General features: G+C 65.4%; 11 protein-coding genes. 10 read left to right on the top strand and 1 reads right to left on the bottom strand.

All coding sequences use genetic code 11. From position 1 onward, the window contains the following. Window positions 1-42 precede the first annotated feature (42 nt). Genes BFF94_RS04725 through BFF94_RS04715 form a run of 3 tightly spaced genes read left to right on the top strand, consistent with a single transcriptional unit; the run spans window position 43 to window position 1,965 of the window. A complete protein-coding gene (locus BFF94_RS04725) occupies window positions 43-411 on the top strand; it encodes a response regulator (protein ID WP_021161390.1) in 369 nt (122 codons plus the stop codon). Then, window positions 404-1,030 (top strand): chemotaxis protein CheC, encoded by a 627-nt coding sequence (locus BFF94_RS04720; protein WP_128841399.1) that lies wholly within the window; start codon window positions 404-406, stop codon window positions 1,028-1,030. Before BFF94_RS04725 ends, BFF94_RS04720 begins: the two co-directional genes overlap by 8 nt. Continuing rightward, complete coding sequence (locus tag BFF94_RS04715) at window positions 1,027-1,965, top strand: GGDEF domain-containing protein (RefSeq protein ID WP_128841400.1); 939 nt, start codon at window positions 1,027-1,029, stop codon at window positions 1,963-1,965. The genes BFF94_RS04720 and BFF94_RS04715 overlap by 4 nt, the downstream gene beginning before the upstream one ends. Window positions 1,966-2,014: 49 nt before the next feature. On the opposite strand, the gene BFF94_RS04710 is transcribed toward BFF94_RS04715, so the two are convergent. After that, the gene (locus tag BFF94_RS04710) at window positions 2,015-2,899 is read right to left on the bottom strand and encodes an alpha/beta fold hydrolase (RefSeq protein ID WP_128841401.1); all 885 of its coding nucleotides are present in this window, start codon (window positions 2,897-2,899) and stop codon (window positions 2,015-2,017) included. A gap of 194 nt (window positions 2,900-3,093) precedes the next feature. Between BFF94_RS04710 and BFF94_RS04705 the strand changes: the two genes are divergently transcribed. The 7 genes from BFF94_RS04705 to tssI all read left to right on the top strand — a co-directional run bounded on the left by BFF94_RS04705 (window position 3,094) and on the right by tssI (window position 16,751). Further along, a complete protein-coding gene (locus BFF94_RS04705; protein ID WP_128841402.1) occupies window positions 3,094-3,426 on the top strand; it encodes a hypothetical protein in 333 nt (110 codons plus the stop codon). Window positions 3,427-3,649: 223 nt separating this feature from the next. Beyond that, on the top strand, window positions 3,650-4,498 hold the full coding sequence (gene hpnD, locus BFF94_RS04700) for a presqualene diphosphate synthase HpnD (RefSeq protein WP_219139047.1): 849 nt from the start codon (window positions 3,650-3,652) through the stop codon (window positions 4,496-4,498). Between the two features lie 13 nt (window positions 4,499-4,511). Next, complete coding sequence (hpnE, locus tag BFF94_RS04695) at window positions 4,512-5,765, top strand: hydroxysqualene dehydroxylase HpnE (RefSeq protein WP_219139046.1); 1,254 nt, start codon at window positions 4,512-4,514, stop codon at window positions 5,763-5,765. Between the two features lie 13 nt (window positions 5,766-5,778). Continuing rightward, window positions 5,779-7,752, top strand: a complete 1,974-nt coding sequence (gene shc, locus BFF94_RS04690; protein ID WP_128841405.1) for a squalene--hopene cyclase — start codon at window positions 5,779-5,781, stop codon at window positions 7,750-7,752. A 3-nt stretch (window positions 7,753-7,755) separates the two neighbouring features. Further along, window positions 7,756-8,463 carry a phosphorylase gene (locus tag BFF94_RS04685; protein WP_219139045.1) on the top strand — a complete coding sequence of 236 codons (708 nt, stop codon included), beginning with the start codon at window positions 7,756-7,758 and terminating at the stop codon, window positions 8,461-8,463. 364 nt (window positions 8,464-8,827) lie between these two features. Next, window positions 8,828-10,705 carry a type VI secretion system baseplate subunit TssF gene (gene tssF, locus BFF94_RS04680; protein WP_128841406.1) on the top strand — a complete coding sequence of 626 codons (1,878 nt, stop codon included), beginning with the start codon at window positions 8,828-8,830 and terminating at the stop codon, window positions 10,703-10,705. A gap of 70 nt (window positions 10,706-10,775) precedes the next feature. Beyond that, window positions 10,776-16,751 carry a type VI secretion system tip protein TssI/VgrG gene (gene tssI / locus BFF94_RS04675; protein WP_246637226.1) on the top strand — a complete coding sequence of 1,992 codons (5,976 nt, stop codon included), beginning with the start codon at window positions 10,776-10,778 and terminating at the stop codon, window positions 16,749-16,751. Window position 16,752: the final 1 nt, after the last annotated feature.

Here is a 16,752-nt window from a genome sequence, read left to right as displayed (position 1 = left end):
TCGTTAACGCGAGAGAGACCATTCCGTATACCGCATCGCCCCATGCCTTTGCCGATTGTAATTGCCGACGATTCGCTGCTCGCTCGCAAACTTCTGACAAAGGCGCTGCCGGGAGGTTGGGACGTTGACGTCGCGTATGCAGCGAATGGTCGCGAGGCCTTGGCGCTCTATCGTGACGGCAAAGCTTCCGTGATGTTTCTGGACCTGACGATGCCCGACATGAGCGGATATCAGGTCCTGGAGACACTGCGCCACGAAGATCTGAACACGTTCGTGATCGTGGTATCCGCCGATATCCAGCCGCAGGCGCAAGCACGCGTGCGCGAATTGGGGGCGATCGCATTCGTTGCCAAGCCCGTGACGTCGGAGGCATTGCTGCCCATTCTCAAGGAGTATGGGTTGTATGCCTGAATCGGTGTTCACGGCGGAGCAACGCGACGCGTTGCAGGAGATCGCCAACCTTGCAATGGGCCGCGCCGCCGCGCGGCTTGCGTTGTTGCTCGGGCGCTTCATCGAGTTGTCGGTGCCGCGCGTGCGCGTCGTGAAAGCGGCCGACGCGGGCGATGCGCTGCGCGAGATGACGGGCATTCACGACAACGTGACCGCCGTGCGCCAGGGCTTCCGCTCCGACATCAAGGGCGAGGCGATCGTGCTGTGTCGCACCGCGAGCGTCGCGCGGCTCATGTCGGTCGTCGACCGCACGTTCGGCGACGGCGTATACGGCGGGATGGCGACGCCGGACGAAGTCGTGTTCGACGTTGCAAACGTGCTGATGGGCGCCTGCGTCGCGTCGATCCTCGACGAGCTCGGCCGCAAGCCCGTGTTCTTTCCGCCGGGGCTGCTCGGCGCGAACGTGTCGTTCGACGACGTATTCCAGCCGACCGAGCTGGCATGGAACGTTGCCTTGCTCCTCGAGGTGAACTTCGGGCTCGAGGACCACACGTTCCGGGCTCACTTCGTGATGCTGATGGCCGAGGATTCGCTCCGGCTGATGGGCGACGCGCTCGACGCGTTGCTGTCCGCGCTATGACGGCCGCCACCCCGTCGCTGAGCGACCTCGTGATCGAGCGGGTGGGCTTCGGCCTGTTCGTGCTCGACCGTTCGATGACCGTGCTGATGTGGAACCGCTTCATGCAGGACCACAGCGGCATCCCGGCCGCCGACGTGATCGGCCGCAACCTGTTCGACCGCTTTCCGGACCTGCCGCACGCGTGGCTGTCGCGCAAGCTCGAGAGCGTGTTCCAGCTCGGCAGCTTCGCGTTCAGTTCGTGGGAGCAGCGGCCCTACCTGTTCCGCTTCGAGCACGACCGGCCGATCACCGGCGGCGTCGACTACATGCAGCAGGACTGCACGTTCATGCCACTGACGCGCGGCCGCGACGTCGAGGCCGTGTGCGTGACGATCTCGGACGTCACGCATGTGAGCGTGATGCAGCGCGAGCGCGAGGAAGCGGTGGCGAAGCTGCGCGAACACGCGAATCTCGACGGGCTGACCGGCATCGCGAACCGGCGCTTCTTCGAGGCGCGGCTCGGCGACGAGTTCTCGCGCTGGCAACGCTACGGCGGCGACATGTCGGTGCTGCTGTTCGACCTCGACCACTTCAAGACGATCAACGACCGCTTCGGGCATGCGGCCGGCGACGCGGTGCTGCGCGAGACGGCGCGCCGCGTCGCGTCGATCGTGCGCGCGCAGGATACGTTCGGCCGCTTTGGCGGCGAGGAATTCGCGCTGCTGCTGCCGTGCACGAATCTCGACGAGGCGATGCTGGTGGCCGACAAGGTGCGCGCCGCGATCGGCAGCATGCCGGTCGATGCCGAGGGCGTCAGCGTGCCGGTGACGGCGAGCGTCGGCGGCGCGTGCGCGAAGGCGGGCGCGCCGACCTCCGACGTGCTCGTCAGTGAGGCCGACGCCGCGCTCTATCGCGCGAAGCGGCTCGGGCGCGACCGCTCGGTCGCATACGCGTAGGCGCGCGCCCCGCATCGCGCGGAGCGGGTTCGCCCCGCGCGTGCCGTGCTCAGCTTTTCGCGATGTCGGCCAGTACACCGGCCAGCACGGCCGGCTGCGACACGAACGGCGAATGGCTGCTGTCGAGCTGGTGGACGTGGGTCGGATTGCCGGGCGCGAATGCGTCGGCTTCGTCGATGAAGCGCTGCTGCAGCGCGGGCAGGATCACGCGATCCTGCAGGCACTTGATGTAGTGACGGTCGATCGCGCCCCAGCGTGCGGCGGTCGTCGGGATCGCGGTCGCGAACGGCGCGGCCGGCACGTCGCAGGTCATCAGGTTCGCAACGGCGTCGAAGTCGGCCTGCGGCACGTCGTCATACAGCGCGCGCTTTGCCATCTCGCGATACGCGGTGTCGCCGCTGCGGGGATCGATGCGCAGCGCACCGGTGACGCGCGGGCTCGCCAGCATCAGCGGCCCGAGCAGATCGCCCTGGTTCTCCGGCGCACGCACGTAGTCGAGGCCCGGCACGCCCGACGCGGGCATGAATGCGGCGAGATAGACGATCTTCGCGATCTTTTCCGGCGCGCGCTCGGCGGCCGCCGTGATCGCGAGGCCGCCCATGCTGTGCCCGACGAGCACGACCTTGCCGCGGCCGAGCGCATACGCGTCGTCGACGGCCTGCATCACCTGCGACGCATAGTCGTCGAGCGTCGTGTTCGCGACCGGCGACGGTTCGGCGCCGAAGGCATCCTTGTCCAGCGGCCGTTCGAGGTAGGACGCAGGAAAGCGGGCATTGATGCCGTGCGCGGGCAGGTCGCGCGCAATCGACAGGTAGCCGCGCGCGGCCAGCGCGGCCGCGACGTGCGCGTAGCACCACGCGCCGTGCCAGGCGCCGTGCACGAGCACGAAAACGGGATGGCCGGACTGCGGGGTGGCGGTTACGTTCGTCTCCATGATGTCCGTGTTTTTTTTCGAGAAAGATGTCATCTTAGACGAACCCGCGCGCATCCGAACGCGAACGCGCGGTGCGATTGCGTGGCCGGCCGCGCCCCGTCCCTCTTGTCTCGTGCTGGCCACATTTCGTTCGGATCCGATATGAATTTGAGCCGAAGCGCGCTAATTTGTCGCTTTGCCCGCGATTGCGCCCCATGAACGTCGACTATCTCTTCTACCGGAAGCCGGACAAACCCGGCCCCTATTCGCTCGACGACCTGGGCGATATCGCGCCGCCGATCGGCCCGGGCGACCTGGTGCGCGCGGGCATCGCGCGCGTGTTCGAGCAGATCGACTGGCAGGAATCGCCCGACGTGCCGGGCGCGTGGTTCGGCACGGGCGGCGCGGTATTCCAGTTCACCGCGGAGCCCGACGGCCGCGTGACGAGCTTCATGGGCTCGCGCCTCGAACGCCGCTCGATGATGCAGCTCACCCGCGATATGGGGCTCATTGCGCTCGACCTGCAGCGCGACATCGTCTACGGCTGACGCGCCGCCCGCGCCGCGCGCCGCCTGCCTCGCCGGGCGCAGCGCGTGTGCTCCATCGAACTTCAAAGATTGCTATACTTTCGCCCAATTCCGGCTTCCGGCCGGTAATTTGTGCCTGTCTGCGTCGATCGTTCGCATATCTCGCACGCATCGACACCCTGACCATCCCAGCCGGGCATGGCTTCTTCAATCGCCCCGCGTGGGTGTCTCCGTGGAGCTCGTCTTGGCCGTTTCCCATTCCGTCGTGGACGAACCAGAAACCGACGCCGCTGCCGTCACATCGGGCAGTTCTTTCTATCTTGCGATGCGCATCCTGCCGGCGGTGCAGCGCGACGCGATGTTCCAGGTCTACGCGTTTTGCCGCGCGGTCGACGACATCGCCGACAGCGACCTGCCGCGCGCCGAGCGCACCGCGGGCCTCGATCGCTGGCGCGCGGACATCGACGCGTGTTTCGCGGGCCGCCCGCCGCGCCACCTGGCCGCGCTCGACCGCGAGATCCGCGCGTTCAACCTGCAGCGCGACGATTTCCACGCGATGATCGACGGGATGGCGATGGACGCGGTCGAGGATATCTGCGCGCCCGACGAGCCGACGCTCGACCTCTTCTGCGATCGCGTGGCGAGCGCGGCCGGCCGGCTGTCGGTGAGGATTTTCGGGATGCCGGAAGCCGAAGGGATCAAGTTGTCGCACCACCTCGGCCGCGCGCTGCAACTGACGAACATCCTGCGCGACATCGACGATGACGCGGCGATCAACCGTTGCTACCTGCCGCGCGAGCTGCTCGCGCGCGAAGGCATCGCGATCACCGATCCGGCGACGATCGCACGCGATCCGGCGCTGCCGCGCGTATGCGCGACGCTCGTCGAGCGCGCGCTCGAGCACTTCCGCCAGGCCGACGCGGTGATGGATACCTGCCCGCGTGCGCAGGTGAAGGCGCCGCGCATCATGTCGGGCGCGTATCGCTGCATTCTCGAAGCTGCCGTCGCACGCGGCTTTGCCTTCCCGCGCGCGCCGCTGCGCAAGCCGAAAGCACGCATGCTGATGATCGCCGCGCGCTACGCGCTGTTCTGAGTCGACCGAGTCGATGCCCAGAACCGTCCACGTGATCGGCGCCGGACTCGCGGGCCTGTCGGCCGCGGTCGAGCTGCAACGCCGCGGGCGGCGCATCGTGCTGCACGATGCGCATGCGCACGCGGGCGGCCGCTGTCGCTCATGGTTCGACGGGACGCTGAACACGACGCTCGACAGCGGGCTGCACACGGTCTTTTCGGGGCAGCCCGCGACCCAGCGCTACCTGCGCGCGATCGGCGCGGCCGATCAGCTCGCGGGGCCCGCGCTGCCTGAGTTCCCGGTCGTCGACGTCGCGTCGCAGCAGCGCTGGACGCTGCGCTTCGGCAACGGGCGCTGGCCGTCGTGGCTGTTCGATGCCGCGTCGCGCGCGCCGGGCACGACGCCGCTCGATTACCTCGCGCTGGCCCCGCTCGCGTTCGCGCGCACGGGCCGCTCACTCGCACAGACGATGCGATGCGACGGCGTGCTGTGGGATCGTTGGCTGCGGCCGTATTGCCTCGGTGTGCTGAACGTTGAGCCTCGACACGCGAGCGCGGAGCTCGTGCGCGCGGCGCTGTACGGCACGTTTGCCGCGGGCGGCCCCGGCTGTCGTCCGCTCGTTGCGCGCCACGGGCTCGGCAGCGCGTTCGTCGAACCGACGCTGCGGATGCTGCAGCACGGCGGCGCGCAGATTCGCTTGAACTCGCGGCTCGACGCGTTCGAATTCGGCGCGCACGGCAATGCGGTCGATGCGGTTGCGATCGGCGGCGAGCGCATCGATCTCGCGCCGGGCGACGCGGTCGTGCTGGCCGTGCCGCCCGAGGTCGCGCAGCCGCTCGTGCCCGAACTCACCGCGCCCGATACGTTCAGCGCGGTCGCGACCGCGTATTTCGCGGTCGAACCGCCGGCCGGCGGCCCGCTGCAAACGACCGTCGTCAACGGCGTCGTCGATGCGGTGCGCACCGGCGGCGGCCAGCTCGCGGCGACGATCCGCGACGCGGGCCGCTGGCTCGACATGCCGCGCGACACGCTCGCGCGGCGCATCTGGGAAGACGTCGCGCGCGTGACGGGCGCGACCCCGGAAACCATCCCCGCGTGGCAACTCGTCGTCGAGCCGCGCGCGGGCTTTGCGGCGGTGCCGTCGCAGGAAATGAAACGTCCGGCCGTGCGTACGCGCTGGACCAATCTTGTGTTGGCGGGCGACTGGATTGCCACCGGCTTGCCCGCCACGATCGAGGGCGCGATCCGTTCCGGCCAGCTGGCCGCGGACGTGCTCCAGACACAATAAGAGAGAGGGACCAATGAACGATCTCACCGAAATGGCCACCCTGTCCGCCGGCACCGCGCCGGCCGGCGTCGACGCGGCTGTCGCGCGTGCGACCGACGCGCTGCTGGCCGCGCAGAAAGCGGACGGACACTGGGTCTACGAACTCGAAGCCGATTCGACGATTCCCGCCGAATACGTGCTGCTCGTCCACTATCTCGGCGAGACGCCGAACCTCGAGCTCGAACAGAAGATCGGCCGGTATCTGCGCCGTATCCAGCAGGCGGACGGCGGCTGGCCGCTGTTTACCGACGGCGCGCCGAACATCAGCGCGAGCGTGAAGGCGTATTTCGCGCTGAAGGTGATCGGCGACGACGAGAACGCCGAGCACATGCAGCGCGCGCGCAAGGCCATCCACGCGATGGGCGGCGCCGAGATGTCGAACGTGTTCACGCGTATCCAGCTCGCGCTGTTCGGCGCGATTCCGTGGCGCGCGGTGCCGATGATGCCGGTCGAGATCATGCTGCTGCCGCAGTGGTTCCCGTTCCACCTGTCGAAGGTGTCGTACTGGGCGCGCACCGTGATCGTGCCGCTGCTCGTGCTGAATGCGAAGCGCCCGCTCGCGAAGAACCCGCGCGGCGTGCGCATCGACGAGCTGTTCATCGATCCGCCCGTCAACGCCGGGCTGCTGCCGCGCCAGGGCCACCAGAGCGCCGGCTGGTTCGCGTTCTTCCGCGTGGTCGACCATGCGCTGCGCGCGGTCGACGGCCTGTTCCCGAGCTACACGCGCGAACGCGCGATCCGCCAGGCCGTGTCGTTCGTCGACGAGCGCCTGAACGGCGAAGAGGGCCTCGGCGCGATCTATCCGGCGATGGCCAATTCGGTGATGATGTACGACGTGCTGGGCTACGCGGAAGATCATCCGAACCGCGCGCTCGCACGCAAGTCGGTCGAGAAGCTGCTCGTCGTGCACGAGGACGAAGCGTATTGCCAGCCGTGCCTGTCGCCGGTGTGGGACACGTCGCTCGCGGCGCACGCGCTGCTCGAAACCGGCGATGCGCGCGCCGAGGAAGCCGTGCTGCGCGGCCTCGAATGGCTGCGCCCGCTGCAGATCCTCGACGTGCGCGGCGACTGGATCTCGCGCCGCCCGAACGTGCGGCCCGGCGGCTGGGCATTCCAGTACGCGAACGCGCACTACCCGGACGTCGACGATACGGCCGTGGTCGTGATGGCGATGGACCGCGCACAGAAGCTCAAGCAAACCGACATGTATCGCGAATCGATGGCGCGCGCGCGCGAATGGGTCGTCGGCATGCAGAGCAGCGACGGCGGCTGGGGTGCCTTCGAACCGGAAAACACGCAGTACTACCTGAACAACATCCCGTTCTCCGATCACGGCGCGCTGCTCGATCCGCCGACGTCGGACGTGTCGGGCCGCTGCCTGTCGATGCTGTCGCAGCTCGGCGAGACGGCCGCGAACAGCGAGCCGGCCCGTCGCGCGCTCGACTACATGCTGAAGGAACAGGAACCGGACGGCAGCTGGTACGGCCGCTGGGGGATGAACTACGTGTACGGCACGTGGACCGCGCTGTGCTCGCTGAACGCGGCCGGCCTCGGGCCGGAAGATCCGCGCATGAAGCGCGGCGCGCAGTGGCTGCTGTCGATCCAGAACAAGGACGGCGGCTGGGGCGAGGACGGCGACAGCTACAAGCTCAATTACCGCGGCTTCGAGCAGGCGCCGAGCACGGCGTCGCAGACGGCCTGGGCGCTGCTCGGCCTGATGGCGGCCGGCGAAGTGAACAACCCGGCGGTCGCGCGCGGCGTCGACTACCTGATCGCCGGGCAGAACGACGAGGGCCTGTGGGACGAGACGCGCTTCACGGCGACGGGCTTCCCGCGCGTGTTCTACCTGCGCTACCACGGCTATCGCAAGTTCTTCCCGCTGTGGGCGCTCGCGCGCTACCGCAACCTGAAGCGCGACAACGCGACGCGCGTCACGGTCGGGATGTAACGCATGGGCGCGTCACGGCACAACGGCACATTGCCTGTCATCGCGGTGACGGGGATGGCATTCGAGGCGCGCATCGCGCGCGGTGACGGCGTCGAGGCCGTGTTCGCCGCGCGGGCCGACCGGCTCGAGCGTGCGCTGGCCGACGCGACCGCGCGCGGTTGCGCGGGCATCGTGAGCTTCGGCACGGCGGGCGGGCTCGCGCCCGACCTGGCGCCCGGCGCGCTCGTGATCGCGAATGCGATCGACGGGCCGTTCGGCCGCGTCGAGACCGATGCGGGCTGGAGTGCGCGGCTCGTCGCCGCGCTGCACGACACGCCGGTCTGGGCGCGCGTCACGCGCGGCACGATCGCGGCCGTCGGCGCACCGGTCGTCAGCGAACAGGAAAAGGCGTCGCTGCATCGCGCGAAAGGCGCGCTCGCCGTCGACATGGAGTCGCACATCGCGGCGGCCTTCGCGGCCGCGCGCGGCGTGCCGTTCGCGGTGTGCCGCGCGATCGTCGATCCGGCGTGGCGCACGCTGCCGAGCGCGGCGACGGCCGGGCTGCGCGACGACGGCAGTACGGCGATCCTGCCGATCCTGCGTGAATTGCTGAGGCAGCCGTCGCAGCTCGGCCCGCTGCTGCAGGTCGCAAGCGACGCGCGTGCGGCGCGCACGACGCTGATCCAGGCGCGGCACGCGTTCGAGCGTGCGGGCGCGATGCGGATCGCCTGAGCGGCACGCGCCGCTGGTCTTCCCCTTCCCCGCTCTCTTCTTTGCACTCGCAAGAAAACCACTGCGTGACGCAGCACGTTTGACCGTTCCCGGCCAGCGCAATCGGCACAGCGGTACGGAGAACGGGACTCGCGAGGTCTCGTGAGCAACGAGCGTCAGCGCAGGATTGCAGCGGTGGATCATACTGCAAATATTAAGGATAACGACACATATCTAAAAAATAGGCTCTCAGCTACGGTATCAAAGCCTGGCCTCGTAATTCTGTCAGGTATTTTTTGAGATGGCCTTTGAGGCTAGCATCCCACACGTTGCTGACAGCGGTGCTGTCGGAGGTCCTCTATGGAATCCAGATCGTTCTCTTGCCATGAACCCTCATCTCCTTGATGCCTACAATCGGGAATTGCTCTATTTCAAGGAGTTGATGGAGGAGTTCGCCCAGGCGCATCCCAAAATCGCGCGTCGGCTGGGCATGCATGCCGGTGAGATCGCCGACCCCTTCGTGGAGCGTCTGGTGCAGGCGGCGAGTTTTACAACCGCTCGGCTGCAATTGAAACTGGATGCCGAATTCCCCCTGCTGACCAGTCGGCTACTGGAAACCATCTATCCGAATTACGTCGCCCCGACGCCCTCGATTGCGGTAGCTCGCCTCTATCCCGATGAGCAGGAAGGCAATTTGCTCGAGGGGTTTTGCGTACCGCGTGGCACAGAGTTCGCGAGCCGTGTGCCGGATGGCGAACGAACGTCCTGCACGTTTCGTAGCGGTCTGGATGTGATGTTGTATCCGTTGGAGATCGTTTCGGCGAGGTTGACAGGGGTTCCACCGGACATTCCATCGATAGAACGCTATAGCGCCGCACACAGGCCGGTTCGCGGTGCGCTGCGTCTCAGGCTCCGTACTACGGGCGAAGCGCGATTCGAAGAGTTGCGCGGTCTGAATCGATTGCCCGTGTATCTGGCTGGCGACGAGCGCGTGGCGTCACGGCTGTTCGAGCTGATCCATGCCGGCGCCGTGGCAACCGTGACCGGGGTGCCGAACCGCTTCGCTGATCCGAATCAGGCACTCGGGATTGTGTCCGACCAGGCGATCGAATACACCGGGTTGGCTACCGACGAGAGTTTGCTGCCGTTGGCCGGGGCGAAGTTTCACGGTCATAACCTGCTGCACGAATATGCGGCGTGTCCAGCGCGTTTCTGGTTTTTCACGCTGGCCGGTCTGGGTGCGGGGTTGCGACACGTGATCGATCGCGAGGCTGAAATCGTCATATTGCTGGACCGTTTTGACAGTGCGTTGGTCGAGCACGTCGATGCGTCTCGTTTTGCACTCTTCTGTACACCCGTCATCAACCTGTTTCGCCGCAAAGCCGATCCCACCGAGATACCGCATAGTGGCGGTGAAATTCTGTTGCGCCCCGACAGGCAGAACGGCTCGGACTATGAGGTGTTCGCGGTGGAAGCGTTGCACGGCTTTGTGAGCAAAGGCGCGGCGTCGCTCGAGTTCCGGCCGCTGTACCGGGCGCTGATGAACGATGAAACCAATCACGGACGCTATTTCACGATGCGCCGCGAGCACGGGATGGAGAAGACGTCATATCGTCGCTATGGCGCTCGTACCACGTACGTAGGTACGGATGTTTTCGTTTCGCTGGTCGATCAAAATGAGCACTCCTATCCACAGGCCATGAAATATCTGTCGGTGGACGCGTGGCTGACGAACTGCGATCTGCCGAGTTTGCTGGCGCCCGACGGCGTGACGGATCTGACCGTTGGTATTAGTGCGCCGGTCAGCAGCACGGGATTGATTCGTGCGCCGAGCCCAGCACGTGCGCCGCTTGCGCAGCGGGACACTGCGTGGCGGCTGATCGGCCAGTTGAATCTCGGCTACGGCACCTTGGAGGCTGATGACGGGAGCGGGTTGCGCGACATCCTGGCGTTGTTCGCTGCTGCCGATGATGTGCGCTACCGCCGCCAGATCGACAGCCTGATCCGCGTTGATACGCGGCCCGTGACGAAGAAACTGCCCGGCCAGAGCCAGCTGAGATTCGGTAGAGGCATCGAGTGCGTGCTGACGGTGGATGAAACCGGCTTTGATGGAATGAGCCCTTATCTATTCGGGGTGATCCTCGAGCATTACGTGGCACGTCACGTTTCGACACATTCTTTTACTCAGTCGGTATTGCGCTCGCCGCAGCGCGGTGAGTTGAAGCGCTGGCCAGTTCGAACGGGGACGCGCAGCGCAGCCTGACTCGCGGAGGAAAACGGTTCATGCAGTCGACCACACAGAACAACAATCAAGCGCACGAGGGCCAGCACGCATGTTGAATTTCAAAACGAACCGAACGTTTTCGGTCAGTGGCCCGGCGCTGCCGGAGCTGGAAGGCATCGCGTCGTTGCTGTACCTGAGCGCGATCCGCGGCACGGAGCAGTTCTCCACGCTGTACGCATACGAACTGTGGCTGACGACGCCAGCCGATCCGCTGCTGCCGGTCGACATGTTGGCCAACCTCGATCTCAAAGCGATGCTCGGCAAGGAACTGACAGTCACGATCCAACTGGACGGGATGGGCAGCTTTGTTGCGGGGATGGCCGGGCAAGCGGGCGCAGCCAATCTGGGTGCCGGCACGCGAGAAATCAGCGGCGTCGTGACGGCGGCCAGCTACGTGGACCAACTGAATCGGCAGTCGCGTTACCGAGTCGTGCTGGAACCCTGGTTTGCACTGGCGCGAGAGCGGACCGACTACCGCATCTTCCAGCGCAAGAGCGTGCTGGACATTCTGCGCGAGGTGTTCAGCCCATACCTGTACTCGTTCGAGATGCGGGTTGGCCGTACCTATAAGCCGCTGCGCTATCAAGTCCAGTACGGCGAGTCGGATTTCGCATTTGCCCAGCGGCTGATGGAAGAACACGGCATCACGTGGTTCTTCGAGCATTCGCAAGGCGTGCACCGACTGGTGCTGGTCGATGGTCCGGGCGCCCATCGAGCCGTGGAGAGCGTCGCGTACCAGACGCTCGCGTACTACCCGCCAGGTCAGAAGATCGACCGGGAGCACGTCGACCACTTCGAAGCGACGGAGCGCCTGCGATCGGGCGTCTGGACCACCGACGATTTCGACTTCGAGAAGCCCGGTGCGACGCTGACCACGCAGAACAGCCTGCCGCGCGACACGGCGCACAACCAGTTCGAACGTTACGAGTGGCCAGGCGACTATACGGAAACCGAGGACGGCCATGCATTCGCAAAGGTGCGAATGGAAGAGATTCACGCACAGGGCGAGCGGGCAAAAGGCGAAGGCAATTTGCGCAACGTGGTGTGCGGCACGACGTTTGCGCTGGCCGGTCATCCGATGGCGAGCGCCAACCGCGAGTATCTGGTGATCGCGTCGGAACTGGACGCGAAGGAAACCGGAGAGACGACCGGGTTCTCCGCCTACGCGATTCGCAGCAAGTTTATTGTCCAGCCCTCAACCACCGTATTCCGCCCGCCGCGCTCGATCAGGAAACCCCGTACACGCGGCCCGCAAACGGCGATCGTGACGGGTCCGGCGGGCGCGGAGATCTGGACCAACAAGAATGGCGAGGTGACGCTCAAGTTCCATTGGGACCGATCCGACGTAAAGGACCAGAATTCGTCCTGCTGGGTGCGGGTGTCGTATCCGTGGGCCGGCAGCAACTTCGGCGGCATCCATATTCCGCGGGTGGGCACCGAGGTTATCGTCGATTTCGAGAACGGGGACCCCGATCGCCCGATCGTGACGGGGCGCGTCTACAACGCGATGACGATGCCGCCGTGGACGTTGCCGGCCCACGCGACGCAAAGCGGGATTCTGACGCGCTCGACCAAGGGCGGCGGATACGGCAACGCCAATGCGATCCGCTTCGAAGACAAGAAAGGTGCGGAGCAGGTCTGGATCCAGGCCGAGCGCAATCTGGATGCGGTGATCGAAGCCGACGAAACGCACACGGTGGGACATGACCGTACGAAGCAAGTCGGCCACGATGAAACCGACCAGATCGGGCGTCACTGGAAGCTCTCGACCGGCGGCTACAAGTTCGAGACGGTGACGCTCGCGTCGGTGAAGAGCGTGGGCATGGGGGCGATGCTCAACGTCGGAATGGCCTACAACGTCAACGTCGGCGGACTGTACCTGCGTAACGTCGGGCTGCACATGGCCAGCACGGTGGGCCAGAGCCGGACCGACCGCGTCGTGCAGGACTGGACGGCGGATGTGGGGCACACCTACACGGTGACCGTGCGCGGCAAGGCGGTGGGCGATGCGGTGAGCGCCGATCAGGCGAATCCGATCGAGCCGTCCCCTGACTTTGCGCAGCAACTGCCTGGGCCGGTATCGAGTTCGAACGCCAATCAGTTGCGTATCGCGGACACGGGAGAAAGCAGCCTGTCGGGGGCGAAGCACGCGCAACTGACGGGCCCGGGCGGCACGGTGACGATCGACGAGTCGGGCATTCACCTGAAAGGCACGGCGATTTACCTGCAGGCGCCGACGATCAGCATGACGAATGGCGATGCAGGCGGCCTTGCACCGGTGACCGAAGCCGATTGCGCGGAGTGCGCGAAGAAGACGGTCAGCGCGAACCCGGTCGATCTGGCGACGGGACAGAAGGTGCTGTCGCATACGGACTTTACGTTGCCGGGCCGGGTCTCGATTCACTGGAGCCGGAGCTACCGCAGCGCGGACCAGCGCCAGGGCAGCTTGGGCGTGGCGTGGAAGCTGCCGTATGCAACCGAGGTGCGCACGGCTTCGGCCGGATTGATCTACTTCGATGCGGACGGGCGGCAGTTGCAGTTTCCGGCGCTGAATCCCGGTGAAGAACATTTCCATCCGATCGAGAAGCTCACGCTGGCGCGCGGTGGCGACAACGCTTCGGGCGCCACTTACGTGCTGCGCTTCGGTAATGGTGTCGAAGAACACTATGGCCGCCATCCGTGCGACGAGACCCGATGGCAGTTGCACCGCATCGGCACGCGCGACGGGCAGAGCCTGACGCTCGGCTATACGGCGCAGGGCTGGCTGGAAACGGTCCGCAACAATCGCCATAGCGTACGCTGCGAACTGGACGAGGCCGGCCGGATCACGACCGTCCTGCTGGATCAGGGTTTCGGGAATCAGCCGCTGCACCTGACGAGCTACGTCTATGACGAGCGCGGCGACCTGATCGGGGCCACCGACCGCGAGAACCTGACGTGGCGCTACGGCTACGACCACCATCTGCTGACGACCTACCGCACACCGGCGGGCGCGACGCACGTCTCGGAGTGGAGCGACGACACGCCGAACGCGTACTGCCTGCGAACCTGCGCTTATACCGAAACCGCCGACGGGCAGCGGGCCGTCACGCGCGAGACGCGTTTCGATTACCTGCCGTCGCTGCGCGTAACACGGGTGACGGACGGATTGGGGCACACGACCGAATACCACTACAACGGTTTGTGGGCGGTCGAGAAGATCGTGCATCCGGACGGGAGCATCGAGCAGACGCATTTCGACGAGACGGGGGGCGTGGCCGGCTACACGGATGGACTGGGGCGCACGACGCGGATGGTGAACGATGCGCGGGGCAATCCGACGTCGATCATCGATCCGGCCGGGCAGGTTACGCGCATCAGCTACAACGACCAGAACCTGCCGGAACAGATCACCGACCCGGCCGGACAGGTCTGGCAGCGCGGCTACGACGCGCAAGGTCACCTGACGAGCGAAACCGATCCGCTCGGGCATGTGACGGGTTACGCCTACGAGAACGGCTTGCCGGTTGCGCGCACCGATGCACTGGGTAACGTGACGAAGATGCAGTGGGACGACGCGGGGCAGCTTGTGGCGCGTACCGATTGCTCGGGGCAGACGACGACCTACCGGTACGATCAATTCGGGCAGTTGACCGAGACCACGGATGCGTTGGGTCAGGTCAGCCGCCACAGCGGCAGCCTGTCGGCGCGCATGACGGCGGTGCAGCCCGCCGGTATGGGCTGGTGGAAGGTCGAATACGACGACGCAGGCCGGGCGATCGTACATACGGATCCGCTCAAGCGTGTGACGCGTGTGGACTGGGATGGATACGGGCAGCGAACGCAAATCGTCGATCCGGCGGACGGCACGCAACAGTTCCGGTATGACGCGATCGGCCGTCTGACGATGCTGACCAATGCGAACCAGGAAGCGACGACATTCCGTTACGACAGTCGAAACCGGTTGACCGAGCAAACCGGCTTCGACGGTCGTCGGCAAAGCTACCGGTACAACGCAGCGGGGGAACTGGTCGAGCGCATCGATCATGGTCAGGATGGGCAGATCACCACGCACGTGACCTATGACGTGCTCGGCCGACCGGTAGAGCGGAGATCGAGCGACGGCCGTCAGGCGAGCTACCGGTACGACGCGCGGGGGCTGCTCACGCAGGCCCAGTCGGTCTCGCCGGGCCGGGTGCCGGTGCAAGTCACTTACGAATACGACGCGGCAGGGCGCCGCACGGCAGAGGTGCAGGCGCATCACGGACGCGTCTGGCGACTGACGCACGGGGTGGACGCCATCGGGAATCGCGACTGGACGCATGTGCCGGAAGTCGGTTCGCTGGTGTGGCAGCGCTATGGCTCAGGGCATGTGCACGGCGTTCTGCTGGACGAGCATCCGCTGGCGAGTTTCGAGCGTGATGGGCTGCATCGGGAAATCCGGCGCACGCAAGGCCTTGCGTCACACCACTTCGGGTATGGCGCGAATGGCCTGCTGGCCGCGCATCGCTGGCAGAACCTGGATGAACGAGGGCGGTCGCTGGAGAGGTCACGGCCGTGGCGGGCGTGGGAGTACGACGCGGCCGGGCAGTTGACGACAATGGACGATGCGTGGCGGGACAAGAAGACGTATCGCTACGACGCCCTATCCCGGCTGACGCACGTAACGGCGGCAAGCGGTGCGGAAGCGTTCCATTACGACCCGGCCGGCAACCTGTTGGGCGCTGCGCCAAGCCTGAACAGCATGCAGGCGTGGAAGGCGAGCGGGGATCGCTTGCTGCGGTTTGCGCCGCAGACGCGCCCGGATCGACCGGTGGATTTTACGTATGACGGACACGGCAACCGCATCGCGCGGACGGTGCCGCTGCCGCCGAAGCCGGAACTGACGGCGGAGGAACAGCGTAGCCAGCGCGGGACGGACAACCTGCTGCGCGTGATGGAAGTGCTGACGGGGACGCCGAAGTATGAGGGGCCGACAGAAGCGCCGGATGTGACGCGTTATCGGTATGACGGTAGCCATCAACTCGTCGAGATCGAGCACGCGGACGGCGCGCGGAGCGAGTACGAATACGACGCGCTTGGGCGGCGGGTGGCAAAGCACTACACGCAGGCAGGTGGCGCGCGGCAGACGACGCTGTTTATGTGGGACGGCGACTGGATGATGCAGGAGGTGCGGACGGGGCGCACATCGCATGAGGATCGCGCCGTGACGTACGTGCCGCATCCGGATCATGAAGGGCCGTTGACGCGGCTGGCGGAGGGGCAGGCGTGGCATTACGTGACGGATCACCTTGGGACGCCGCAGGAACTGTACGACGAACAGCGCGAGGTGGTGTGGGCAGCGGATTTGAGTGCCTATGGACGGACGGCCCGGAGTCTGGCGCATGCCGTTGACAATCCGATACGGTTTCCGGGGCAGTACTACGATCAGGAATCGGGGCTGCACTACAACCGATTCCGGTACTACGATCCTCAGGTGGGGCGGTATATCAATCAGGATCCGATTGGCCTTAGCGGCGGATGGAATAGCTATACATACGCCGGAAGCGACCCTGCAAGCCTAATGGACCCCGAAGGCCTTGCTGCCTGCACCGTTCTATTTCCCGACTATCCAATTGAATTTTCCGAGGGTATGACTAGCACTTGGCTCGGTGGCCATGGCGGTGTTCTTGCATATGATGCCAATGGAGTGACTCAGTACTACGAATATGGTCGGTACAGTCCAAATATGCCAGGGGTCATTGGTGTTCGTTTGTCTTCGGACGAAGGGAATGTTCGTCGGGTAGGCGTACCCAATTTGATCATGGGTAAGGATGGAAAACCGACGGATGTCTCCATTGAGGCATTGCGAGAAGTTCTTTCGTCAAAAGCTGGACGTAATACTAAGACCGAATTGACGTGTGAAACAAATGCGGATGATAAGAAAGTCGTGGCATATGCCCAGAGCGTTGCTAATGACAAAAACCGGGCCAAGTACAGTTGGAAGCCATGGAACTCAAATCAGTGCCGTACGTTTTCACGCCGGGCTCTTGACGCAGGGAAGTAAC

Origin of the sequence: Burkholderia catarinensis (assembly GCF_001883705.2) — a bacterium.
GTDB classification, from domain to species: domain Bacteria; phylum Pseudomonadota; class Gammaproteobacteria; order Burkholderiales; family Burkholderiaceae; genus Burkholderia; species Burkholderia catarinensis.
Note: the sequence above shows the minus strand (reverse complement) of the source record. Positions and strands in the feature narration are given on the sequence as shown.